This window comes from Candidatus Planktophila lacus, assembly GCF_002288385.1.
Classification (GTDB): Bacteria; Actinomycetota; Actinomycetes; order Nanopelagicales; family Nanopelagicaceae; genus Planktophila; species Planktophila lacus_D.
Window position 1 is genome coordinate 761,912 of the sequence record NZ_CP016783.1, and the last position, 21,463, is coordinate 783,374.

24 protein-coding genes and 3 tRNA genes are annotated in these 21,463 nt (G+C 47.9%); 14 read left to right on the forward strand and 13 right to left on the reverse strand.

From position 1 onward, the window contains the following. Positions 1–36: 36 nt before the first annotated feature. Complete coding sequence (locus A1sIIB60_RS03795; protein WP_095689188.1) at positions 37–630, forward strand: hypothetical protein; 594 nt, start codon at positions 37–39, stop codon at positions 628–630. Here the strand turns inward: A1sIIB60_RS03795 and A1sIIB60_RS03800 are convergent, their stop codons facing one another. The 4 genes from A1sIIB60_RS03800 to A1sIIB60_RS03815 are packed head-to-tail and all read right to left on the reverse strand — an operon-like array spanning position 631 to position 4,929. Then, a complete protein-coding gene (locus A1sIIB60_RS03800) occupies positions 631–1,170 on the reverse strand; it encodes an HIT family protein (protein WP_095689189.1) in 540 nt (179 codons plus the stop codon). Positions 1,171–1,173: 3 nt separating this feature from the next. After that, the gene (gene thrS / locus A1sIIB60_RS03805) at positions 1,174–3,162 is read right to left on the reverse strand and encodes a threonine--tRNA ligase (RefSeq protein WP_095689190.1); all 1,989 of its coding nucleotides are present in this window, start codon (positions 3,160–3,162) and stop codon (positions 1,174–1,176) included. Positions 3,163–3,166: 4 nt separating this feature from the next. Then, positions 3,167–3,931 (reverse strand): aminotransferase class IV, encoded by a 765-nt coding sequence (locus tag A1sIIB60_RS03810; RefSeq protein ID WP_095689191.1) that lies wholly within the window; start codon positions 3,929–3,931, stop codon positions 3,167–3,169. After that, positions 3,928–4,929 (reverse strand): chorismate-binding protein, encoded by a 1,002-nt coding sequence (locus A1sIIB60_RS03815; RefSeq protein ID WP_223298638.1) that lies wholly within the window; start codon positions 4,927–4,929, stop codon positions 3,928–3,930. The genes A1sIIB60_RS03810 and A1sIIB60_RS03815 overlap by 4 nt, the downstream gene beginning before the upstream one ends. Before the next feature lie 76 nt (positions 4,930–5,005). On the opposite strand from A1sIIB60_RS03815, the gene A1sIIB60_RS03820 reads away from it, so the two are divergent. The 7 genes from A1sIIB60_RS03820 (at position 5,006) to A1sIIB60_RS03845 (ending at position 7,595) form a co-directional block, all read left to right on the forward strand. Then, positions 5,006–5,078 (forward strand) — tRNA-Gly (locus tag A1sIIB60_RS03820). 85 nt (positions 5,079–5,163) lie between these two features. Continuing rightward, positions 5,164–5,237 (forward strand) — tRNA-Cys (locus tag A1sIIB60_RS03825). A gap of 44 nt (positions 5,238–5,281) precedes the next feature. Further along, positions 5,282–5,626: a phosphomannose isomerase type II C-terminal cupin domain gene (locus A1sIIB60_RS03830; RefSeq protein ID WP_095689192.1), complete on the forward strand. Its 345-nt coding sequence runs from the start codon at positions 5,282–5,284 to the stop codon at positions 5,624–5,626. Between the two features lie 55 nt (positions 5,627–5,681). Continuing rightward, positions 5,682–5,753: transfer RNA gene (locus A1sIIB60_RS03835), tRNA-Val, on the forward strand. A gap of 63 nt (positions 5,754–5,816) precedes the next feature. After that, positions 5,817–5,990, forward strand: a complete 174-nt coding sequence (locus tag A1sIIB60_RS07280; protein ID WP_190279191.1) for a hypothetical protein — start codon at positions 5,817–5,819, stop codon at positions 5,988–5,990. A gap of 2 nt (positions 5,991–5,992) precedes the next feature. After that, on the forward strand, positions 5,993–6,541 hold the full coding sequence (locus A1sIIB60_RS03840) for a DUF4287 domain-containing protein (RefSeq protein ID WP_223298639.1): 549 nt from the start codon (positions 5,993–5,995) through the stop codon (positions 6,539–6,541). Positions 6,542–6,578: 37 nt separating this feature from the next. Further along, positions 6,579–7,595: a 1-aminocyclopropane-1-carboxylate deaminase gene (locus A1sIIB60_RS03845; RefSeq protein ID WP_095689193.1), complete on the forward strand. Its 1,017-nt coding sequence runs from the start codon at positions 6,579–6,581 to the stop codon at positions 7,593–7,595. Between the two features lies 1 nt (position 7,596). Here A1sIIB60_RS03845 and A1sIIB60_RS03850 read toward each other — a convergent pair whose 3' ends face one another. Continuing rightward, positions 7,597–8,934: an amidase family protein gene (locus A1sIIB60_RS03850; RefSeq protein WP_095689194.1), complete on the reverse strand. Its 1,338-nt coding sequence runs from the start codon at positions 8,932–8,934 to the stop codon at positions 7,597–7,599. Between the two features lie 6 nt (positions 8,935–8,940). Then, complete coding sequence (locus tag A1sIIB60_RS03855) at positions 8,941–9,714, reverse strand: alpha/beta hydrolase (RefSeq protein ID WP_095689195.1); 774 nt, start codon at positions 9,712–9,714, stop codon at positions 8,941–8,943. 53 nt (positions 9,715–9,767) lie between these two features. Here A1sIIB60_RS03855 and A1sIIB60_RS03860 point away from each other — a divergent pair, with 53 nt between their 5' ends. Beyond that, positions 9,768–10,388: an exonuclease domain-containing protein gene (locus tag A1sIIB60_RS03860; protein WP_095689196.1), complete on the forward strand. Its 621-nt coding sequence runs from the start codon at positions 9,768–9,770 to the stop codon at positions 10,386–10,388. Here A1sIIB60_RS03860 and trpD read toward each other — a convergent pair. Beyond that, complete coding sequence (trpD, locus tag A1sIIB60_RS03865) at positions 10,385–11,431, reverse strand: anthranilate phosphoribosyltransferase (protein ID WP_190279192.1); 1,047 nt, start codon at positions 11,429–11,431, stop codon at positions 10,385–10,387. The genes A1sIIB60_RS03860 and trpD overlap by 4 nt on opposite strands. A gap of 24 nt (positions 11,432–11,455) precedes the next feature. Then, positions 11,456–11,881 carry a response regulator transcription factor gene (locus A1sIIB60_RS03870; RefSeq protein WP_095677408.1) on the reverse strand — a complete coding sequence of 142 codons (426 nt, stop codon included), beginning with the start codon at positions 11,879–11,881 and terminating at the stop codon, positions 11,456–11,458. 148 nt (positions 11,882–12,029) lie between these two features. Here A1sIIB60_RS03870 and ctaE point away from each other — a divergent pair, with 148 nt between their 5' ends. The 4 genes from ctaE to qcrB are packed head-to-tail and all read left to right on the forward strand — an operon-like array spanning position 12,030 to position 16,062. Further along, positions 12,030–12,659 carry an aa3-type cytochrome oxidase subunit III gene (ctaE, locus tag A1sIIB60_RS03875; protein ID WP_095677409.1) on the forward strand — a complete coding sequence of 210 codons (630 nt, stop codon included), beginning with the start codon at positions 12,030–12,032 and terminating at the stop codon, positions 12,657–12,659. 29 nt (positions 12,660–12,688) lie between these two features. Beyond that, positions 12,689–13,480 carry a cytochrome bc1 complex diheme cytochrome c subunit gene (gene qcrC / locus A1sIIB60_RS03880; RefSeq protein ID WP_095677866.1) on the forward strand — a complete coding sequence of 264 codons (792 nt, stop codon included), beginning with the start codon at positions 12,689–12,691 and terminating at the stop codon, positions 13,478–13,480. A gap of 6 nt (positions 13,481–13,486) precedes the next feature. Continuing rightward, complete coding sequence (gene qcrA, locus A1sIIB60_RS03885) at positions 13,487–14,479, forward strand: cytochrome bc1 complex Rieske iron-sulfur subunit (protein ID WP_095689197.1); 993 nt, start codon at positions 13,487–13,489, stop codon at positions 14,477–14,479. Continuing rightward, positions 14,476–16,062 carry a cytochrome bc1 complex cytochrome b subunit gene (gene qcrB / locus A1sIIB60_RS03890; RefSeq protein WP_095689198.1) on the forward strand — a complete coding sequence of 529 codons (1,587 nt, stop codon included), beginning with the start codon at positions 14,476–14,478 and terminating at the stop codon, positions 16,060–16,062. The genes qcrA and qcrB overlap by 4 nt, the downstream gene beginning before the upstream one ends. A 17-nt stretch (positions 16,063–16,079) precedes the next feature. Here qcrB and A1sIIB60_RS03895 read toward each other — a convergent pair whose 3' ends face one another. From A1sIIB60_RS03895 to ctaC, 4 genes are read right to left on the reverse strand one after another with little or no spacing between them, the layout of a single operon-like run. Then, positions 16,080–16,556, reverse strand: coding sequence for an SRPBCC family protein (locus tag A1sIIB60_RS03895; protein WP_095689199.1), 477 nt, complete (start codon positions 16,554–16,556; stop codon positions 16,080–16,082). A 23-nt stretch (positions 16,557–16,579) separates the two neighbouring features. After that, entirely contained in the window at positions 16,580–16,987 is a 408-nt protein-coding gene (locus tag A1sIIB60_RS03900; protein WP_095689200.1) for a cytochrome c oxidase subunit 4, read from the reverse strand. A 6-nt stretch (positions 16,988–16,993) separates the two neighbouring features. Then, complete coding sequence (gene ctaD, locus A1sIIB60_RS03905; RefSeq protein WP_095689201.1) at positions 16,994–18,646, reverse strand: aa3-type cytochrome oxidase subunit I; 1,653 nt, start codon at positions 18,644–18,646, stop codon at positions 16,994–16,996. After that, on the reverse strand, positions 18,643–19,392 hold the full coding sequence (gene ctaC / locus A1sIIB60_RS03910) for an aa3-type cytochrome oxidase subunit II (protein WP_095689202.1): 750 nt from the start codon (positions 19,390–19,392) through the stop codon (positions 18,643–18,645). The genes ctaD and ctaC overlap by 4 nt, the downstream gene beginning before the upstream one ends. A 236-nt stretch (positions 19,393–19,628) precedes the next feature. Between ctaC and A1sIIB60_RS03915 the strand changes: the two genes are divergently transcribed. Next, the gene (locus A1sIIB60_RS03915; RefSeq protein ID WP_190279193.1) at positions 19,629–20,519 is read left to right on the forward strand and encodes an aminotransferase class V-fold PLP-dependent enzyme; all 891 of its coding nucleotides are present in this window, start codon (positions 19,629–19,631) and stop codon (positions 20,517–20,519) included. Here the strand turns inward: A1sIIB60_RS03915 and A1sIIB60_RS03920 are convergent. Then, entirely contained in the window at positions 20,476–21,414 is a 939-nt protein-coding gene (locus A1sIIB60_RS03920; RefSeq protein WP_420021915.1) for a carbohydrate kinase family protein, read from the reverse strand. The genes A1sIIB60_RS03915 and A1sIIB60_RS03920 overlap by 44 nt on opposite strands. Positions 21,415–21,463: the final 49 nt, after the last annotated feature.

Here is a 21,463-nt window from a genome sequence, read left to right on the forward strand (position 1 = left end):
AGGCTCCCCCGCGGATTTTCACCTATTCTGACGCCTGTGAGTTCAGAGAGAGATAGCGCTAATCCGCGTATCCATATATATGGACATGTCTCCTCGCAACCAAAAGCGCTAGCCGAACTCTTCGGTGCGGTTCATTCCAATGAACCAATAGCCGAGAGCGAACTAGCTATCTTTGCAATTAATCCCGCTGCCGGAATTGATCAAGAAACGATTGATCTTTGGACCACTCTCTCTGACTTCCAGTTACCACGTTTAGTTGTTGTAAATGAATTAGAGGGAAGCGATTCAGATTTCGACGATGCGGTATTACTTGCTAATCGAGTCTTCGATCCTCTTGTTACCCCGTACTTAGTTCTCCATGACGATTCAGGAAATCCATCTGCACTGATTGATCTCGAAACGCTCGAAATAATTGATTATTCGCAAAGCCCCATTTCACGTAGAGATAGCGATGCGGAACATAAAGAGTTAGTTGCAGATTTCAGAAGTGAATATTTAGAAGCGGTAGAAGATGCGGGAGAAAGCGCGTTCGAGGCGGGTTTACTCTTTCCAGCAATTCCAGTTGTGATAAGCAAAGGAATTGGTGTGGATATTGTGAACTCCTTTATAGATAGAGCGGTAAGAAGCTAACTACCAAGCTTGTGCGAGTTCGTCGCGGGTTTGAGTTAGAAGAACTGGCAGCACCTTGGTCTGTCCGATGATCGGCATGAAGTTAACATCGCCAGACCAGCGCGGAACAATATGTTGATGGATATGTTCTGCAACTCCGGCACCCGATATGGCGCCTTGATTCATACCAAGATTAAAACCGGCAGGCGCCGAAACCTTACGTAGAGTTTTCATCGCATGCGCACTTAGCTCGAATATTTCGTTACGTTCGTCCTGATTGAGTTCGGTTAAATCGGCGACATGGCGATATGCGCAGATTAGTAAGTGACCAGCGTTATACGGGTAGAGATTCATAACAACGTAAGCGTTTGTTCCGCGAGCAACAACTAGGCCTTCTTCATCGCTCATCTTGGGAATTTCACAGAAGGGGCAAGTAACTTCATTTCCCGCAAGCGGGCGGTTCTCGCCCTTTAAATACTCCATACGATGCGGCGCCCAAAGTCGTTCCCAACGATCGGGCATTCCTGCCCCGCCTGGAATTACTTGGTCGCCTTCGCGCATTACTTAAACCTGTTTACGTTCTGCAATAGCGGTGCGAATTTCGGCAATGGCATCTGCAACAGCGATTGAGTTCTTCTGTTCACCGTTGCGATAGCGAATTGAAACCTTGCCAGCTTGCTGATCTTCTTCACCTGCAATCAGCATGTAAGGAACTTTCTGCATCTGCGCATTGCGAATCTTCTTCTGCATCCGGTCGTCAGAGGCATCTAAATCGATACGGATACCCGCTGCTTTAAACTCTTTCACAACCGAAGCAAGGTAATCCGCAAAAGCTTCAGCAACTGGGATGGCGGTTACTTGAACTGGCGCCAACCATGGCGGGAATGCTCCTGAGTAGTGCTCGGTAAGAACACCGAAGAAACGTTCGATGGAACCAAATAGTGCGCGGTGAATCATCACTGGTCGTTGACGGGTTCCGTCAGTTGCGGAGTATTCGAGTTCAAAGCGCTGTGGCAACTGAAAATCAACTTGGATCGTCGACATCTGCCAAGTACGTCCAATTGCATCTTTTGCTTGAACTGAAATCTTTGGCCCATAAAACGCTGCGCCACCTTCGTCGAGAACGAGTTCTAGATTTTGGGCTACCGCTGCTTTACGTAGCGCTTCAGTTGCCTCTGCCCAATCGCTATCTTCTCCGACAGATTTTTCAGGGTTACGAGTTGATAGTTCGAGATAGAAATCTTCGAGTCCGTAATCGCGCAACAAATTAAGTACGAAAGTTAAGAGCGAATCTAGTTCTCCCACCATCTGTTCCTTTGTGCAGTAAATGTGGGCATCATCTTGGGTAAAGCCGCGCGCACGAGTGAGTCCGTGGATCACACCTGATTTTTCGTAGCGATAGACAGTTCCGAACTCAAAGAGGCGAAGTGGGAGTTCGCGATACGAACGTCCGCGCGATGCAAAAATTAAATTGTGGAAAGGGCAGTTCATCGGCTTCATGTAGTACTGCTGTCCAGCACGCTTGATAGTTCCGTCAGCGTGCAGCTCTTCGTCCATCACCATCGGTGGATACATACCTTCTGAGTACCACTGCAAGTGGCCAGACTTTTCAAATAGCGCAGCCTTAGTTAGATGTGGTGAGTAAACGAATTCGTAACCTTCATCTTCATGGCGCTTACGTGAATAATCTTCCATAGCGCGACGAACTATGCCGCCCTTGGGATGAAAGACCGCAAGCCCTGATCCAATTTCCTCCGGAAACGAGAATAGATCGAGTTCAGTACCAAGGCGGCGATGATCGCGCTTTTCTGCCTCTGCCAAAAGTTCTAAGTAAGCAGTTAATTCTTCTGCCGAAGGCCAAGCAGTTCCGTAGATACGTTGCAGCATTGGATTCTTTTCAGAGCCACGCCAATAAGCAGCAGCGCTACGCATCAATTTAAATGCTGGAATATGTTTGGTTGAAGGTAGATGCGGACCACGACAAAGATCAGACCAAACGGGTTGTCCATCGCGACCTAAATTGTCATAGATGGTGAGCTCTGCTCCCCCAACCTCAACGCTGGCTTCTTCTCCGGCGCCAGATTTAATTCCAATCAACTCGCATTTATATGGCTCGTGCGCCAACTCTTTAAGTGCATCTGCTTCGTTTGTAACGCGACGGCGAAAACGTTGGCCTTCTTTTACGATCTTGCGCATCGCGCTTTCGATCTTCTCTAAATCTTCTGGATTAAAAGGTCGCTCTGGATCGAAGTCGTAATAAAAACCATCTGTGATCGGTGGACCGATTCCGAGTCGGGTTTGAGAAAAGACTTGCTGAACCGCTTGCGCCATTACGTGGGCTGTCGAGTGGCGAAGAACTGATAAACCTTCAGGCGAGGAGATTGAAACTCCCTCGACAACATCACCATCTTTTAGATCAGTCCATAGATCTTTGAGCTCACCATTTACTTTGCAGACAACGATCTCTTTGCTTTCGGCGAAGAGATGGGTCGGGCGTTGGTCATCTGCAATGCTTACGGCGCGACCATCTACGGTGATCGAGAGCTGGGACATGTTCCTAGCCTACCGAATGAGAATGCGTCTGGGCGCGAATTTCCTCTAGGAATGATCGACATTGCCCATCAACGACGAGATCACGATTATCGATTGATGTAACGGCTAGACCAATTTTCAGACTTGAAATAACAATTGCAGAATCCACGCGTTCTATGTCGCGACGCGTCAAAGATTGGACAGTAACCCCACATCTTTCGATGGTTAAGGCGCGTTGCACTCCAGGTAAAACGCCTGCACTTAGCGGGGTCGTAACCCACTGCCCATCAATTAGGAAGAGAAAATTGGAGACAGCACCTTCAGTTATCTCACCTGATTCATTGACGCAGATGATCTCGTCAAAGCCATCCCGCTGCGCTAACTGCAGCAAACCGGTTCGGTGGATATATGGAAAGGTTTTAAATGCGATCGGGTCAACCAGTCTGCTTTCATCAATGACCTTCAATTTTGCAGGTAGTAGAATTTCTTCATAACTTTGGTGTACAGCAACAAACCATTCCTTTGAGAAGAGCAATCTCAACCTTCCGAGATGGTGAGGTTCTGCAACAAGTAAAGCTGCTATTGCATCTCTTATCAATCCTTCGCCAGGCAACTTAATGTCGAACTTTCTCGCAGCGGTAGCCGCGCGGCGCATGTGGCGCGCCAATTCGAAAACTTCACTATTTTCAGTTCTGATAGTTTCGAAAACGCCACTGCCAACCGGCCAGCCATCGCTGTCGATATCAATTTCTTGAGAATCGCAGATTCGATCATTGAGCCAGATCTTCATTTGATAGATCCTCCTGCAATCGAAATCAGACGTTGCGCCTTTAACTCAGTCTCTTCCCATTCTGAAACCGGATCGCTTCCGTAGGTTATTCCAGCACCGGTTCCAAATTTAAGTAACCCATCGTTTTCCTGCCAGAAGATGCGAATCGCAACGGAAAGTTCTGCGCGATCTCCTTCTACCCAACCCAGCACACCACAGTATGGTCCTCGTTTAATCTCTTCATTTTCAGCAATTACAGATAGCGCCGAACTCTTTGGCGCTCCACTTATGGAACCGGCGGGAAGTAACGCCTCAAAAATTTCCGACCAAGAGATATCTTTCCGAAGTTCACCAACGACGTCGGAGACCAAGTGGCGCAGACCAGGATGTTCTTCGCTACGAAGAAGCTGTGAGACATCTACTGAACCAGGCTCACAGATACGCCCGAAATCATTGCGCATCAAATCAACGATCATCACGTTTTCGGATTGATCCTTATTGCCAAATCCCTGCTCACTTAAATTCTGAGTTCCCTTAATTGGAGAAGTTTTCACGGTCGACCCGTTTCGGGAAAGGAATAATTCAGGAGATGCTGATGCGATCTTTAACTGCGGGATAGAGAGAAAGGCGGCATGCGGTGCTGGGTTCTCGCTAAGCATCTTGGCAAAGAGCGAAGCGAGTTCTTCTCGATCTGATGCAACCTGCAACTGTCGACAAGCGTTGACTTGATACACCCAACCATCGGATATCGAGCTTCTAATATTTTCTACATACTTGCCGTACTGGACTTTGCTAAGAGATGAGATCCAATCGCCTTCCAAGGGCTTCCAATGCGAACCGCTAAATGGGAAATCTGCTTCAAAGTTAGATCTAAACCTTGCAAGAGTAACTTCCCCTTCAAAAGAGATCGCCACCGCCCAAAAGTTTCCATCATCAAGTCGCGAAAGATCGTTCGTTACTTCTACAAGAGATCTGGCATACCTTCGACCCATCCAGAATGAGTCATCGCGCAGATCCATAGCCCTAACGCTACGGTGAAAGCGCTCACTTTGGCGGATAGCCCCTTGCTGCGCTAGATTTGCCCCCGCACGAAATGCGGACGTAGCGCAGCTGGTAGCGCGGAACCTTGCCAAGGTTCAGGTCGCGGGTTCGAACCCCGTCGTCCGCTCGGATTCTCCGCCGCTTTGGAATTAATTTTTCAGGTGGCGGTTTTTCTATAAGTGAAAAGATCAGCAAGAAGATAGTAAAAGAATGGTCGGATGGCCGAGAGGCGAGGCAAGGGACTGCAAATCCCTCTACACGGGTTCAAATCCCGTTCCGACCTCCAATAACGAAAAGTAATAGTGCAGAACAGTTCTACTGGAGAAGAAGATGAGCGAAGATCAATCACAACGTCCATGGGGACGTTATGAAATCTTGCAAGAAAGTGATGCTCATAAAGTTAAAACCATCTGGGTAAATCCAGGTAAACGTCTTTCATATCAACGCCATGAAAAGCGCGCAGAGCATTGGTTCATCGTTCAAGGTCAAGCGAAGATAACTCTCAATGGAGATATCTTCGAAATGTCCACAGGTGATTCACTCGATATTGAAATCGGTGATCTCCACCGAATCGAAAATATTGGATCAAACGATGTCATCTTCATCGAAGTACAGACAGGTACTTACTTTGGCGAGGATGACATTGAGCGTATCGAAGACGATTTCGGGCGCTAAATAGCCTCGGCTATACTTTCGACCACAACTTAATAGATACCGAAGTTTTAGACCCGGACGATTGGCTCAGCGGTAGAGCACCACATTGACATTGTGGGGGTCACTGGTTCGATCCCAGTATCGTCCACGCAACGCAGTGAAGTGGCGAGGAAATATCGTCCACGCAACGCAAAGAGAAAGATAAGAATAAATGGAGAAAGAGCCTCGCACCGGATTTATGGGTGAATGGGATCGTCTATCTTCGAATATGAAGATCGTCGCGGTGATTCTTCTTATCATTCCGATCTATCTTTACCCACCATCAGTATTTCTCTACATGGGCTATGCCGTGTATCTGAATGTGCGGGATAAGCGAAAGAAGTAAAAGTGGTGCCAAAAGACCCATCTAGAGAAGCACATTTTCCATCGATAGAGAAGAAGTACGGCGAACCAATGAAGTACTGGTTTGCGGTTATGAAGAAGCTAGATGGTAAGAAATACCCAGAACAGATAGCGCACTTGCGCGAAAACTTCGGTTTCTCTCAAGCACATGCAAATGCACTCGTAATGTTCTCAAGAGGATCCGTTTCATCTAGAAGGCATGAAACTCCTGCTGATTACTTCAAGAGCATTAAGCCTGAGCAGGCTAAGACGATGAAGAAGATTTTCAAGGCTATTCAGAGCAAGTTTCCAAAGCTAGAGCTTGTGATCGCTTGGAATCAGCCGATGCTAAAGAGCGGTGGTGAGTACATTTTCGGTGCATCTGCCGCTACTAATCACATTCTGATTGCGCCATGGGATCAGCAAGTCCTCAAAGAGTTCACCCCTCACTTTGCTGAATATCGAGTCAATAAGAAAACCATCGCGCTGCCCAATGATTGGCCAGTAGACGAGAAAGTCCTGCAGAAGATGATCAAGGCGAGCATTAAGAAATAACTTCTTTTTATGAGACTTCGCGTGAGAGGATCTGCGCATGACTAGAGCCAAACTTGAATCCTTCGCGAAGGAAAAACTCACCTTCGGAGCCTCTCCCCTACAACGCCTTGATCGTTTAACCGAACATCTTGGTGGCAAAGTAGAAATCTGGGCAAAGCGGGAAGATGTGAATTCTGGGCTGGCTTATGGCGGAAATAAGACGCGCAAGCTTGAGTACTTGGCAGCGGAAGCGCTAGCAACAGGTTGTGACACTCTCGTTTCAATTGGTGGAGTTCAGTCAAACCACACTCGCCAGGTTGCTGCGGTTGCGGCGCACCTTGGTTTGAAATGTGTTTTAGTTCAAGAACACTGGGTTGACTGGGAAGAAGTTAATTACGAGAAGACTGGCAATATTTTATTGAGCCGCATTATGGGTGCAGAAGTTCGCCTGGATCCAGCAGGTTTTGATATCGGCTTCAGAAAATCTTGGGAAGAAGCGATTGCCGATGTAATTGCGCGAGGCGGAAAGCCTTATCCAATTCCAGCCGGTGCCTCAGATCATCCGCTTGGTGGTCATGGTTTTGCAGGTTGGGCTTTTGAAGTTGAAGATCAAGAGAAGGATCTCGGTTTCAAATTCGATAATGTAATCGTTTGCTCAGTTACCGGATCAACGCAAGGTGGAATGATCGCGGGTTTTGCTCACTCAAATCGTGCTGAAGGCGTTATTGGTATTGATGCATCGGCAACCGTTGAGAAAACTTGGGATCAGATCAAACGAATTGCATCTCGTACAGCAGCGGCGATTGATCTGGGGCGCGAACTTAAAGATTCAGAGATCGTTTTGCTAGATCGTTGGCATGATGGGATCTATGGAGTTGCTGGCCCGCGAACAATCGAAGCGATTCGCTTAGCCGGAAGTTTGGAAGGCATGATTACTGATCCGGTTTATGAAGGTAAATCGATGGCGGCGATGATTGATTTGATCCGTGAAGGTTTCTTTAAAGAAGGTTCACGAGTTCTCTATGCACACTTAGGTGGACAGCCAGCGATTAACGGATATACCGGCGCTTTTTAAATTACTTTAAGAAAGTTGGTTTAAGTACGCCTAGGTCGAGAGTCTTCTCGATCAAGGCCATCGCTTGAATTAAACGCTCTTCTTGATTTGCTCTAGCAACAACGCCAACTGCCACGGGCAACCCATCAACTAAGCCCATCGGAAGTGCGCCGATTGGAGTGCCGGCAATTGCTGGCGCCATTGAGATCCACGATGCAGAACCGTAATCATCTCCCCCGCCCAGATTGCTCTTCCATGCGGGTGCATAAGTTTCACCGATCAAAATATCGAACTCTTCAAATCCCGGCGTCAAAACTTTATTTATCGCCCAATCTAAATTTTCGCTTCGCAACTTTTGATAATCGCTATTTCGGCCACCTAACTTGAGTGCCATGTCAAAGTATTCCTGACCGAAGTGCTGCAACTCCGAATCCTTATTTGCGAGATTGAAATCAACAACATCTTGCAAAGTCTTTACGCGCGCACCCTCACGAGTCGCTAGATAGCCAGCTAAATCTTCATTTAATTCGTGCATCAAAACCTTGAACTCCGACTCTCCTTCTTGATCACTTGGGGCTGGCAGTGAGATTTCGACAATCTTTACTTGTTTACTCAACTTGCTAACAAGATCTTGGAAGAGCTGATTGGTGCCAGGGTTCTCCGTTACCCATTCTTTAACAACTCCGATACGAATCTCAGAACTATCGTTAACTGCCGATTGATATCCACCTTTGCCCGTTAAAACTTCTAACAAAAGCGCCACCTGTGCAACGCTCTGCGCCATAGGCCCTGGTGTGTCTTGGCTCGCGCTAATAGGAATCATTGCATCGCGTGGAATTGAACCAACGGTTGGCTTAATGCCAACGCAACCATTTAGTGATGCCGGACAAACAATTGATCCGTCTGTTTCGCTGCCAACTGCCATTGAGACTATTCCGGCACCAACAGCTGCGCCTGAACCTGAAGAAGAGCCGCCTGCGCTGTGCGCATGCTTCCAAGGGTTAGCGGTAAGTCCACCAACTGCAGACCAGCCACTTGTTGATTTTCCAGAGCGAATATTTGCCCACTCAGAAAGATTTGTTGAACCGATAATGGTTGCACCAGCAGCACGCAAGCGTTTGGCGATTGTTGAATCACGAACCACTGGTGTATCTGCAAGAGCCAGCGAACCTGCAGTTGCGGGTAGTCCTAACGCTTCTATGTTGTCCTTTATCAGAATTGGAACACCAGCCAATGGGCCATCGACCTCATTAAAAATTAAATCTTCGGTTACCGCCAAGACTGAATTGAGTTGATAACCAGAAGCGTCAATCTCAGCAATTTTGCTTAAAGATCTCTCGTAACTATCTTTACTCAACATCTAGTATCAATCCGCGGCGTGAGTCTCAATAAAAATCTTGGAATTTTCGAAGATTATTTCGGCATCGTAATCAAGGGTGGCAACGTGGTAGCTATTGGTTAGTTCAATCCTCTGCTTAATTCTGGAACCTACGCCCTTCATGATTATTTCAGTATTAGATACTGGAAGGGTGTGGTCATCAACGCTATGGAATAACTGCATTGGTACGGTGACGTCATGCAGGCGTTCTCTTGTGTATTTCAACATGATCAAGAGTTGATGGATTCCTCTTGTAGGTAGGGCGTCATAACCCCACTCCGAAATTCCTGGACGTTTTATGTCATCTCCGACAGATTTGCGCATCTTTTGAAATCTCGAAAGCACGAACGCTAACTGCGGGCTAACCATTGCCACGTGAATCATTGGGTTCACCAAGATGATTCCGCTGATCCGATCCGAATAACGCGTAGCAACGTTTAGCGTTGTTCCGCCACCCATGGAAAGACCACAGATAAATACCCTTGAGCAAGTCTTGAAAAGTTCTGCTAACTCGGCTTCAACTTTGGCGGGCCACTGCTCCCATTTCACTTCATTTAAATCTTCGGGTTTGGTTCCGTGGCCAGGCAGTAAAGGAACTCTGACAGTAAATCCTCTTTGATTTAAATACTCTGCCCAAGGTCGCATCGAAGCCGGCGATCCGGTGTATCCATGCACCAATAGAACACCGACACTTTTATTTTTTCCGCTTCCATCTGCTGCCCAATCTTCAAGCAGACCAGCGGGCGCTCCAATTACTCCCATTTCTAAAGCGTAGCGATATCTCGCTGTCAGGGCTATGGATTAGCCTTACATTCATGTCGGTACATGCACTCTCTCTTGCAGAAACCACATTTGTAGTTCTCGACCTCGAAACCTCTGGGGCGGCCCCGTCTACCGGCGCTGCTATTACCGAGATCGGTGCCCTGAAAGTTCGGGGTGGCGAAATAATCGGTGAGTTTCAAAGTTTTGTAAACCCTGGTCATTCACTTCCTGATTTCATAACCGCGCTAACTGGCATAACAGATTCGATGCTCTTTGATGCGCCAACAATTGCAGAAATACTCCCAACCTTCTTTGAGTTTCTCGGTTCTCATCACGAAACGGTTCTTGTCGCCCATAACGCTCCGTTCGATATTGGTTTTCTAAAAGCTGCCGCGATTGAAAGTGAAAACATTTGGCCTGAATTTATTGTTGTAGATACGGTTCGAATTGCCAGATCTGCCTTGGGTCGCGACGAGGTGCAAGATTGCAAACTATCAACCTTGGCCGAATTTTTCGGGGCATCGATCGAACCTAACCATCGCGCCTTAGATGATGCCCGGGCTACCGTTGATGTCATGCACGGAATCTTTGAACGCCTCGGAACCTTTGGAGTATCAACGCTAGGAGAGCTAACAACCTTCAAACGTAAACGTGAACGTAAAGCCCTAGATTAATTAGCGGCTAATTTATTGCTCAGCAGAACCCATTCGCCAAGCAAAGAACTTGCCTTTCCAGAGTCAATGCTCTCTGTCGCCTTCTTCAGTGACTTACTTAAACGTTCATGAATCGAGAGCTCGAACTCTCCATCATAGGCGGCGATCGCAGCGGCGGCGTTGAGTAAAACTGCATCTCTAGGTGCACCGCGTTCCCCAGCAAAGATCGCTTTGGTGATGCGAGCATTTTCTTGCGCATCTCCCCCAACTAGAGCCGAAATCGGCGCGTTAGCTAATGCAAAGTCCTTAGCGTCGATGCGATCACTGGAGATTTCGCCATTACCGATTGTTAGAACTGAAGTTGTCGTGGCCAAAGTGATTTCATCCAAACCATCATCTCCGCGGAATACGAAACCTTCTACGCCACGTTCGGCCAGCACTTGGGCCATCACTAAATGCATTCGATCATTGGCAACGCCTATTGCTGCGGCTTTTGGCTTGGCTGGATTGGCAAGAGGGCCAAGGATGTTAAAGACCGTTGCAGTTGCTAACTCTTTACGAGCTGGCGCTGCAAAGCGCATCGCTGGATGAAAAATTGGAGCAAAGCAGAAACCGATGCCGAGCTCGGCAACTGTTTGAGCAACTTTTGCGCCATCCAGATTGATTGCAACACCGAGGGCTTCGAGAAGGTCGCCGGCGCCAGATTTCGAAGACGCGGCACGATTGCCATGCTTCACAACACGCGATCCTGCCGCTGCAGCAATGATCGCTGCGGTAGTTGAAATGTTGATCGTGTGGGCACCGTCGCCGCCAGTTCCGACAGTATCTACGGCGCGTTCATTGATAGTTATTGGTGCGCAAAATTGATACATCTGAGAAACAAGCGCTCCGACTTCTTCGGGAGTCTCGCCTTTGTTTTTTAGCGCAATTAAGAAACTTTTTAAAACTTCTTTATCAGCACGATCTTCCAATACTTCACGCATGACCGCTTGCGCCTCTAGAGGTAGGAGATCAAGACCGTTTTCTAATTTGGCGATAACGCCGGCCCAATCAATTGAGCTCATTTAAAAATCGCTTTCGTTTATTAGTTAAGCGGTGGCAACTGCGCTAGTGCGCATCAAGTTTGCAACGGTATTTGCCAAGGTAAATGGGTCGATCGGATGGATAACGCTAGCTTCGGCGCGCGACCATGCAGCAAGCCAGGCATCTTCTCGTCTGCCAGTTATCAGCAGAACTGGCGGGCAGTTAAAAACCTCATCCTTTAATTGGCGGGCAATTCCCATACCGCCCTCAGGTACTGCCTCCCCATCTAAAATAAATAGATCTGCACGGAGATTTCCTGAAACGCTCTTGCGATCAATGTATGAGCGAAGCGCCGGCCCAGTAGCGAATTCCTCAATCTGATGCTCTGGTAGATCGGCGGCAACTTTCTTTCCCAAAGCGGCAACAATCGACTGGCGCACCGCCGAATCATCGGAATAGATAACGATGATCGGCTTGCTCGGAGAATTCATGGGGTAAGTCTAATCAAAGCGGCGAGAATTCCCAGCCAGTTTTAGGGTGGAAATGCGTGACCCGTTTCACCAAAAAGTGGGCCATTTTAAGTGTCAGAACCAAGCCTAGAACTAGGTAGGTGAGCCTACTTTCAGGGATACTTGCCCCATGACCAGCACATCGACTGCGACCCATCACAACATCAATCGCCCCAATATGGTGGCGGTCGGAACGATCGTATGGCTCTCAAGTGAGTTGATGTTCTTTGCGGCGCTCTTTGCAATGTATTTCACTACGCGCGCAGTCCAAGGCCCAGAGATCTGGCTTGAGTCAACGGAAGTTTTGAATATTCCTTTCGCTGCATTTAACACAACAGTTTTGGTTCTCTCATCTGTAACCTGCCAATTCGGAGTATTTGCCGCTGAACGTTTCCAAGCAAAGCGCACAGGCTCACTTCTAAATGTTAAATCTTGGGGCATGCGCGAATGGTTCTCTCTAACCTTCCTCATGGGCGCATTCTTTATCGCGGGCCAAGTTTATGAATATGCCAGCCTTACTCACGAAGGTTTAGCGCTTTCAACTAACGCCTACACATCTGTCTTTTACCTAGCAACCGGCTTCCACGGATTACACGTGACCGGCGGGTTGATTGCATTTCTGATTGTCATGGTCCGCGTCGCAAAGGCGCGACGTTTTACTCACAACCAAGCTACAACAGCGATCGTTGCCTCTTACTACTGGCACTTCGTTGATGTTGTTTGGATTGCACTCTTCGCAGCGATTTATCTAATTAAGTAATTTCACTATCGGAAGAAATGGAAAATAACTTGAAGCGTCTCTCACGTTTTCGCAGGCACCGCGCAGTAGCCCCGCTTCTCTTGGTGCTTGCACTCCTTTCGATAGGAACCACTTTCTCTGTAGCCGGGGCTTCTACAAGTACTCCGATCACTGCCGCTGAAAGAAGCGCTTTGATCGAAGAAGGTAAGGAGATATTCCTTAAAGGCTGCTCTTCATGCCACGGCTTAAATGCTGAAGGTGCAACCATCGCGCCTTCACTAATCGGCGTAGGTGCCGCTTCGGTTGATTTCCAAGTTGCTACAGGGCGTATGCCTATGGCTGATATGAGCCAGCAAGCGATGCGTAAGGCACCTGTCTACAACGAACGCGAAGTGGAAGCGCTGGCTGCCTATGTTGCATCTCTTGCTCCGGGACCTGAAATTCCTGGTGAGGAACACTTGAATTACGAACGCGATGGATCTCTTGCAGAAGGTGGAGAGTTATTCCGCACAAACTGCGCGATGTGCCACAACTTCGCCGGACAAGGTGGAGCGTTAACTCGTGGAAAGTACGCGCCAACAGTTATGGGAGTTACTTCACGCCATATCTATGAAGCGATGATTACTGGTCCTCAATCAATGCCGGTCTTCTCTGATAAAACAATTACCCCTGAAGAAAAACTCTCAATCATTAAGTGGATTAAAGCCGTTGAAGTTGAACCACAGTTGGGTGGCGCATCACTTGGACGCGTTGGTCCAGTAACTGAAGGTTTATTAGTTTGGACTCTTGGACTCGGACTGCTAATTGGTGTTGCAGTCTGGCTAGCGATGAAGGCGAGATAGGTAAATATGTCGAATGAAATCGAAGCGATAAAAGATCCAGGGCTACCAGCACACGTTCACCGTCGTGCCGACACCGATCCGAAGGCAGCTAAGAAGGCTGAGCGCCAAGTTGCGATTCTCTTTTTACTCTCCGCAGCCGGAACAGTTCTCTTAATCGCCTCTTATATCTTCATTCCTCAGGATGTCTTTATCTTCTTCCCAGTTCTTGGTAGCACTAACGCACACCAACTCTTTCTTGGTCTCGGAATGGCTGCATCTCTCTTCTTTATCGGAATGGGTGCGATCCACTGGGCAAAGACCTTAATGCCGGATGAAGAAGTAATTATTCAGCGCCATGAATTTCGTTCACCAGATGAAGATCGTGAAGAATTTGTAAAGGCTGCAAAGGCTGGCGCCGAAGCGGCAGGTCTTGGTCGCCGCTCACTTATTAAACGCTCCCTCGGTCTTTCGTTAGGCCTAGTAGGACTCTCTCCGCTAATTCTTCTTCGTGACTTGGGCCCGCTTCCAGGTGATTCACTTACCAAGACATCTTGGAAAAAGGGAACTCGTCTGGTTACAGATCCAGGTGATCGACCAATTCGTCCAGAAGATCTCGAAGTTGGCGCGGTTGCTCAGACACTTCCAGCAATAGCCGCTGGTGAACATCGCAAACTTTCCGATATTGCTAAAGATGCCGTTTTATTGATTCGCCTTCGACCAGAAGAGTTCAACTTAGATGCTGAAAGACTCTCTTGGACACATGAAGGCATCATCGCCTTCTCAAAGATTTGCTCACATATGGGATGCGCCGTGGCCTTGTACGAACAGCAAACAAAGCACCTGCTCTGCCCTTGCCACCAGTCAACATTTGATGTGACGCGCGCTGCCAAGGTGATCTTCGGACCAGCTGCTCGCCCACTGCCTCAACTCGCGATAACAGTAGATTCCGAGGGATACTTGGTCGCACAGAATCCATTTAACGAACCGGTCGGACCTAGCTTCTGGGAGCGCTCATCATGACAGCACGTGAAAGAATCGCAGGCAGCGTTGCAAATTACGTTGACGAAAGAACTGGCGCTGCCAAATGGATGAAGAAGAATTTAACAAAGGTATTCCCTGATCACTGGTCATTCCTTCTTGGTGAAATTGCACTTTACTCATTTATCATCTTGCTCCTCTCTGGAACTTACCTAACTTTCTGGTTTGATCCATCGCAGCGCGAAGTAATCTATGACGGCGCTTATGAACCTCTTCAAGGTATTGAGATGTCTGCTGCATATGCATCAACTCTTGATATCTCATTCGAAGTTCGTGGCGGACTTTTGATGCGCCAGATTCACCACTGGGCAGCCCTAATCTTTATGGCAGCGATTGTTGTTCACTTGATGCGCGTTTACTTCACTGGCGCATTCCGCAAGCCACGCGAGTTCAACTGGATTATCGGAGTTGGTCTATTAACTCTTGGAATCGTTGAAGGCTTCTTGGGCTACTCACTTCCAGATGACCTACTTTCTGGAACAGGAATCCGTATTGCTGAAGCAATTATTCAAGCCTTGCCAGTCGTTGGTTCTTATCTAGCGTTCTTCGCATTCGGAGGAGCATTCCCTGGAGAAGCATTTATCCCACGTATCTACACGGTTCACGTTCTGCTTCTACCAGGAGCATTCTTAGCGCTGATAACAGTTCACTTAATGTTGGTCTGGTACCAGAAGCACACTCAATACCCTGGTCCTGGTCGCACTGAAAAGAATGTTGTCGGTTATCCACTTCTTCCTGTCTACATGGCTAAGGCCGGCGGCTTCTTCTTTATCGTCTTCGGAGTAACTGCATTTCTCGGCGCAGTCGCATCCATTAACCCAATCTGGTTATACGGTCCATACACGCCTGCACAGGTTTCTGCAGGATCCCAGCCCGATTGGTATATGGGTTGGCTCGATGGGTTAGTTCGTATGGCTCCGCCACTTGAGAGTTACATATTTGGTTACACAATCTCTTGGAACATTTTGATTCCAGGATTGATTGTTCCGGGCATCCTATTTACCGGAATGGCGCTCTATCCATTTATCGAAAGTTGGATAACTGGAGATAAACGCGAACACCATCTCCTTGATCGTCCGCGCAATGCGCCAAACCGCACAGCGCTCGGAGCGATGTCTCTGACATTTATGCTTGTTGCACTTATCAACGGTGGTAACGACATTATCGCCATAACCTTTGATCTAACGATTAATCAGATTATGTGGTTCTCGCGAATCGGTATCTTTGTACTTCCACCACTTGCCTTTGTAATTACCAAACGCATCTGCCTTTCATTACAGCGCGCTGATCGCGAGCTAGTACTTCATGGCCGCGAAACCGGTCGCTTAGTGATGATGCCGCATGGAGAGTTCGTTGAAGTTCACGAGCCAATCTCACCTGAAAAGGCTTGGCTGTTAACTCAGCATGAACAGATTCCTGCGCTAGCTCTTGAAGAGCACGATGCCAGCGGAGTACGTCGTCCAAAGGCGCTGAAGAATAAGTTACGCGCACGTATGAGCAAAGCTCATGCCGTATCGATTCCGAAGGTAACCTCTGAAGATCTAAAGCAGATCGAGAACCACTAATTAAAGCAGTTCCTAGTTTAATTTGTTTCGCAGATCGCCTTTAAGCGCACCAAGCTCTTAGCAATCCACTTTGGGTTGTGGGCCATCGCACCCGTTATCTTGAGCCATCGCTTGGCATAGAACGGTATCTCGCGAGCATCAAAAGTTTCGATTACGAGCGTTTTGCCATTTGCTAGCTCCTCTAGCTGATAACTCCAGGTCCACTTCATCAAGTGACACCAAGAAATCCTGCGGCCTTCTTCAAACGCTACAACCGTGTTTGTGATGCGATATGGCAACCTGATCTTCATCGCCATTCCGAACTTCGCACCAAGATGAAGTCGAACCGGTCCCGAGATACTCCCCTGCACCGTGCCAGAGCCATCGAAGAGCTGGTGGCAACGCGGGTCTGCAATCAAGTCAAAGATTTGTTGTGCTGGTGCGCTAATTTCAATTTGTGCTGAGGTAGCGAGGTCGGAGCCGGTATTTAGAATTTCGGCGCGCACTTTTTCCATACTGAGATTTTGAGATTAGATATTTAGTGTGCAGCGTTGTCAGGTAAAGGTTTCTCATACTCAGTCACGAAACCGATAATGCTGATAACTAGCGCACCGAGCGCGATAAGAGTTAACCACCAACCAATAAGAAGTGAGAGACCTAAAGCCATCGCGCTTGCCGCAACCGGCAGAGGCCACCATGAATGAGGGCTATAAAAACCAAGTTCGCCAGCGCCTTCTGCAATCTCTGCAGTAGGACGATCTTCAGGTAGTAGTCGGCCAATTCGTTTCTGGGTAAACCAAACATAGAAACCGACCATGCCTGCCAAGCATGCAGCGAGAATCATTCCTGTAATGCCAACTGCCTCGCCACCTACGTAGTAGTAAACGATCGCCATTAAGACGTAGAAAACGCTTAGACCACCGAAGAGCTGCCAATTAGTTTTCATCTGTAATTAGTGGCCTTCCGTTTTAACATGTGGGTGGTGAAGATCAAATGCTGGGCGCTCAGAGCGAATACGTGGCATCGTCAAGAAGTTATGGCGCGGTGGTGGGCAAGATGTTGCCCACTCAAGAGATGAGCCATATCCCCAAGGATCATCACAGTTAACTAGTGGTGACTTGCGGGTAATCCAGACGTTTACAAAGAACGGAATCATTGAGAGCGCAAGGAGCGCAGATCCGATCGTTGAAATCATATTCATCCCGGTGAAGCCATCAGTTGCTAAGTAATCAGAGTAGCGTCGTGGGAAGCCCTTAATTCCAAGCCAGTGTTGAATTAAGAAAGTTGTATGGAAGCCGAAGAAGAGCGTCCAGAAGTGGATCTTTCCAAGGCGTTCATTGAGCATGCGACCAGTCATCTTTGGCCACCAGAAGTAGAAACCGGCGAACATTGCAAAGACCACAGTTCCGAAGAGAACGTAATGGAAGTGAGCTACAACGAAGTATGAGGCCGATACCGCAAAGTCCATTGGAGGCGAGGCCAAGATGATTCCGGTGATTCCGCCGAATAAGAAGGTAACGAGGAATCCCATAACCCAGAGCATTGGAGTCTCGAAGGTTACGTGGCCACGCCACATGGTGCCGATCCAGTTAAAGAATTTAACGCCAGTTGGAACACCAATCAAAAAAGTCATGAATGAGAAGAACGGTAGAAGTACCTGGCCGCTGGCGAACATGTGATGGGCCCATACTGCAACCGAAAGCGCTGAGATTGCGATTGTTGCTGCGATCAAACCTTTATAACCAAAGATTGGCTTGCGGCTAAAGACCGGCAAAATTTCGGTAGCGATTCCGAAGAATGGCAGCGCCAAGATATAAACCTCGGGGTGTCCGAAGAACCAGAACAAGTGCTGCCATAACATCGCACCACCGTTGGCCGGATCAAAGATATGGGTGCCGAAGAGGCGATCAGACTCCAACGCTAATAACGCAGCTGCCAATGGAGGGAAGGCAAGCAATACCAAGATCGAAGTTAAGAGAACGTTCCAAGAGAAGATCGACATACGAAACATCGTCATACCTGGCGCGCGCATTGTAAAAATTGTTGTAATGAAGTTAACGCCGCCCAGGATTGTTCCGAGACCTGAAACTGCCAAACCGATTACCCAAAGGTCTCCGCCGATTCCTGGTGAATATGTTGAGTTAGCAAGTGGTGCGTATGCAGTCCAGCCAAATGATGCCGCGCCTCCTGGAGTTAAGAATCCAGCAACTGCCGTAATGCTTCCAAACATAAATAACCAGAAGGAGAGCATGTTAAGGCGAGGGAAAGCCACATCGGCTGCGCCAATTTGCAAAGGCATTATCACGTTGGCAAAGCCAACAAAGAGTGGAGTTGCAAACATGAGCAACATAATCGTTCCGTGCATCGTGAAAATCTGGTTGTACTGCTCGTTGCTCAAAAATTGCATTCCTGGACGAGTTAACTCAGCGCGTAAAAAGAGCGCTAGTAGCCCGCCTACTAAGAACCAGCCGAAGGTAGCCATCAAATACATATAGCCGATCGTCTTGTGATCGGTTGAGGTAATCCACTTTACAAAGTTTTTACCCTTGCTCGATGGTTGCGCGCCTACTAGATTGATCGTTGGACGTTCTGCATAAGTGGTCATGCTGCGCTCGCCTTCAGAGTTTCGAGATAAGCCTTATATTCGGCAACTGTTACAACTTTTACCGTAAAGAGCATCTGTGAGTGATTACGTCCGCAGAGAATGTTGCATCGACCTGGATATGTGCCCAATTTATTTGCGGTGAATTCAAGGCTATTTGTTACACCCGGCAGGTTTTGCATCTGAATCATAAATGCAGGAATCCAGAAACCATGAACAACATCGTTGGATTCAATTGTGTAGCGAACCTTTTCGCCGATCGGTACTACCAAAGTTGGAGGCTGCGCTGGAGTTCCAGTAACAACTGCCTTTGGTCCCGCCTCAGGATAACTAAACTGCCATGACCATTGGAATCCATTTACTGTGATTTCATGGGCGTAGGTTGATGTCTTCTCAACAATTTTCTCTTGCTTCACTGCGGTGTAATAGAAGAGAACTGCAACGATGATAAATGGAATTATCGTGTAAGCAATTTCTACAGGAATGTTGTACTGAGTCTGCTTTGGGAATTCACCTTTACTGGCTTTAGCGCGATGGAAAATCGCTGGCCAGATAATCAGTACAAATGTAATTACACCAACTACGCCGCCAGCAATCCATGCTCCCTGCCAGAGTGAAAGTGAGATGTCATTAACGCTTGATAAACCCTCTTCATATCCAAGGCCAGAGACTTTGGAGCAACCGCTAAGCAGAAGTGTTAGCGGAGCGGCTAGAAGAACCAGAGCGCGCGAGCGTTTTTGAGCGAACATAAGGCTAAGGATAGTCGGCTAATTCGGAGTTAGTCGCATTGGCTAGTAGCGTTCGCTAGGTGGTACGAGTCACAGGAAACTTTCAATCAGAGACAGCACTCAATTCCCTTGCTGCCCAAGCCTTTCTCGCTGCCTTAGATAGCGGATGGGCCGACCCGAAGAAGATAGGGCAATCGCCTAGTCGCGCCGCCAACCTGAGAACAAACGCCCTCGAATCTCTCGCGACAAATTTAGGATTGAAAGCAGATCAAATTGAAATTTCAGGTGAAGTTGGGCTTGGCTATTTTCTTTCTCTGGGAGGTTTCTTAGCGCCACAACGAAAACTTTTCTATGGAGCTGGAGATAGATCAGGTGTGATCGCAACAGCCAGATCGCATCTAGGCGACTCTCAGATTATTCCACTCTCCCGCGAAGGAACCTTAGATTTCTCTGCCGTTGAGTTGACTACCAATTCGGTGCTTTCATTTCAATTAGCAAATGGTGAAACTGGCGCCATAAACCAAGTTCCAGAGCAACTGCCAAACGATCTCTTGATTGCAATCGATGCCACCGCCTCTGGAGCTCGTGAACCGCTTCCCGAAAAGTGGAGTAGCGCGGTCTTTGATTCAAGAGCATGGGAAGGGCCGGCTGGTCTCGCCGTCGTTGCAATCGCAGATTCCGCTAACTGGAAGAATCCGCTCCCCCATATATCTGCAGTTCGCAGGACCTACGGAACATTCTCGTTACCGCTATTGATTGCTAGCGCTGTAGCGCTTGAGAATTTCAAACCTGGCGATAAAAATATAAGGCAAATGAGCGCAAAGATACGCTCCAATATATCGCGCGAGATTCCGGGTGCCCGCATTGCGGGAGATTTAGAAAATTCCATGGCGCACTTAACATCCTTAGTTATTCCAGGTTGCAATGGAGAAGAGATACTTCGCGGCTTAAGCGCCCGTGGCCTATCAGTTGATTCGGGCTCGGCATGTACTGCAATGAATCTGCAACCTAGCCATGTCTTAGCGGCTATGGGGCTACCAACCGATGGAAATATCCGAATAACTTTGCACGCAGAAACTACTGCAGAAGAAGTTGAATTACTGATTAACGCTTTGGTAGATGAGGTTCGATCTCAGCAGCAGCGCTAGCGCCGTATGCGTCTTTAAAGCGCGTTAAAAATTCGGCTGATGTAAAGCGATACTCCTGTGTACCGGTTGTTTCAATTACATAGGTAGCAATCATCGAACCTAGTTGTGCACATCTTTCGTGGCTTAAGCCCCAGGCCAATCCAGCAACAAATCCAGATCTAAATGAATCTCCAACACCGGTTGGGTCGGTCTTTGATTTCTCTTTCGGACAGGTAACTTTAATTGTTTCACCAGTTAGAGATTCAACTCTTGCACCTTCCGAGCCAAGAGTTACAACGCGATACTTAACTTGCTCGAGAATTTCGCGATCGCTCCAACCGGTTTTTTGAATTGCTAGCGCTAGCTCGTACTCATTTAAAAATAGGTAAGTAGCACCTGTTATAAGTTGCTTAATCTCTTCGCCACTCATGCGTGCCATTTGTTGTGAAGGATCAGCTGCTATAGCAATTCCCTCCTTGCGGGCTACCTCAGAATGGCGCAGCATCGCTTCTGGGTCATCAGGAGAAATAACAATTAGATCTAACTTTCCGGTCTTTTCCATGATTGGTGACAGTTCGATATTGCGCGCTTCTGACATTGCACCAGGAAAGAAAGATGCGATCTGATTTAACTCGGTATCTGTCGTCACCATGAAGTGAGCCGTGTGAAGAGTTTTAGAGACTAAAACATGCGACGTATCGACGCCGTGACGCACCAACCAAGCGTCATAATCTGGCCAATCGATTCCAACTGCGGCGATCAAAATTGGATTAAGGCCGAGTGAACCCATACCGAATGCGATATTTGCTGCGCATCCCCCACGGCGAACTTCCAGGCCATCTACGAGAAATGAGAGGGAAACTTTTTCAAGTGATCCGGCAACGAGTGAGTCGGTGAACTTTCCAGAGAAAGTCATCAGGTGATCTAGACCAACCGAACCGGCAACGCCAATCTTCATGCAGCCA

What these genes read in the sequence shown, in the direction of transcription:
- ctaE (WP_095677409.1), top strand. Translation starts at nt 12,030, where the DNA reads ATGACCAGCACATCGACTGCGACCCATCACAACATCAATCGCCCCAAT.
- A1sIIB60_RS03855 (WP_095689195.1), bottom strand. Translation starts at nt 9,714, where the DNA reads ATGGGAGTAATTGGAGCGCCCGCTGGTCTGCTTGAAGATTGGGCAGCA.
- qcrA (WP_095689197.1), top strand. Translation starts at nt 13,487, where the DNA reads ATGTCGAATGAAATCGAAGCGATAAAAGATCCAGGGCTACCAGCACAC.
- A1sIIB60_RS03845 (WP_095689193.1), top strand. Translation starts at nt 6,579, where the DNA reads ATGACTAGAGCCAAACTTGAATCCTTCGCGAAGGAAAAACTCACCTTC.
- A1sIIB60_RS03810 (WP_095689191.1), bottom strand. Translation starts at nt 3,931, where the DNA reads ATGAAGATCTGGCTCAATGATCGAATCTGCGATTCTCAAGAAATTGAT.
- A1sIIB60_RS03830 (WP_095689192.1), top strand. Translation starts at nt 5,282, where the DNA reads ATGAGCGAAGATCAATCACAACGTCCATGGGGACGTTATGAAATCTTG.
- qcrB (WP_095689198.1), top strand. Translation starts at nt 14,476, where the DNA reads ATGACAGCACGTGAAAGAATCGCAGGCAGCGTTGCAAATTACGTTGAC.
- A1sIIB60_RS03850 (WP_095689194.1), bottom strand. Translation starts at nt 8,934, where the DNA reads ATGTTGAGTAAAGATAGTTACGAGAGATCTTTAAGCAAAATTGCTGAG.
- A1sIIB60_RS03920 (WP_420021915.1), bottom strand. Translation starts at nt 21,414, where the DNA reads ATGACTTTCTCTGGAAAGTTCACCGACTCACTCGTTGCCGGATCACTT.
- thrS (WP_095689190.1), bottom strand. Translation starts at nt 3,162, where the DNA reads ATGTCCCAGCTCTCGATCACCGTAGATGGTCGCGCCGTAAGCATTGCA.
- trpD (WP_190279192.1), bottom strand. Translation starts at nt 11,431, where the DNA reads ATGAGCTCAATTGATTGGGCCGGCGTTATCGCCAAATTAGAAAACGGT.
- A1sIIB60_RS03860 (WP_095689196.1), top strand. Translation starts at nt 9,768, where the DNA reads ATGTCGGTACATGCACTCTCTCTTGCAGAAACCACATTTGTAGTTCTC.
- ctaD (WP_095689201.1), bottom strand. Translation starts at nt 18,646, where the DNA reads ATGACCACTTATGCAGAACGTCCAACGATCAATCTAGTAGGCGCGCAA.
- A1sIIB60_RS03800 (WP_095689189.1), bottom strand. Translation starts at nt 1,170, where the DNA reads ATGCGCGAAGGCGACCAAGTAATTCCAGGCGGGGCAGGAATGCCCGAT.
- A1sIIB60_RS03895 (WP_095689199.1), bottom strand. Translation starts at nt 16,556, where the DNA reads ATGGAAAAAGTGCGCGCCGAAATTCTAAATACCGGCTCCGACCTCGCT.
- A1sIIB60_RS03815 (WP_223298638.1), bottom strand. Translation starts at nt 4,929, where the DNA reads ATGGATCTGCGCGATGACTCATTCTGGATGGGTCGAAGGTATGCCAGA.
- A1sIIB60_RS03900 (WP_095689200.1), bottom strand. Translation starts at nt 16,987, where the DNA reads ATGAAAACTAATTGGCAGCTCTTCGGTGGTCTAAGCGTTTTCTACGTC.
- A1sIIB60_RS03870 (WP_095677408.1), bottom strand. Translation starts at nt 11,881, where the DNA reads ATGAATTCTCCGAGCAAGCCGATCATCGTTATCTATTCCGATGATTCG.
- A1sIIB60_RS07280 (WP_190279191.1), top strand. Translation starts at nt 5,817, where the DNA reads ATGGAGAAAGAGCCTCGCACCGGATTTATGGGTGAATGGGATCGTCTA.
- ctaC (WP_095689202.1), bottom strand. Translation starts at nt 19,392, where the DNA reads ATGTTCGCTCAAAAACGCTCGCGCGCTCTGGTTCTTCTAGCCGCTCCG.